The following is a 354-nucleotide window of genomic DNA, read 5'->3' on the forward strand; positions in this document are numbered from 1 at the left end:
TGTGGCGCGCTGCCCGTCCGGCTACTGAGACGCCCGGGTCGATCCAAATAAAAACGGCGGGCACATGCCCGCCGTTTTTGTTTGCGAATAAGGGACCGCGATTACTCGGCGGTGGCGGCTTCGGCCGGAGCGGCGGTCGCCGCGGCGGCGGCAGCGGCCGCATCCTCCTGGGCCTTCTTCAGCAGCGCGGCGCGTTCCTGCGCCTTCTTGCCGGGCAGCGCCTTGTTCGGGTTCGAGCGGGCTTCGCGCTTGGCGAGGCCGGCCTCGATCTGCCGCCGTCCGCGATCGTCGATTCCGACTATCATTTCGCAGGCGGCCGGCTGGCGATGGAACAATTGAGGGCGCAGGCGCCGG

General features: G+C 68.9%; 1 pseudogene. It reads right to left on the bottom strand.

Annotated elements, in window-relative coordinates:
• Nucleotides 1–101: 101 nt before the first annotated feature.
• Nucleotides 102–354: pseudogene (locus tag EN786_RS36515) on the bottom strand (hypothetical protein); the annotation flags it as partial.

It is taken from the genome of Mesorhizobium sp. M4B.F.Ca.ET.143.01.1.1 (genome assembly GCF_004792275.1).
Lineage (GTDB): Bacteria > Pseudomonadota > Alphaproteobacteria > Rhizobiales > Rhizobiaceae > Mesorhizobium > Mesorhizobium abyssinicae.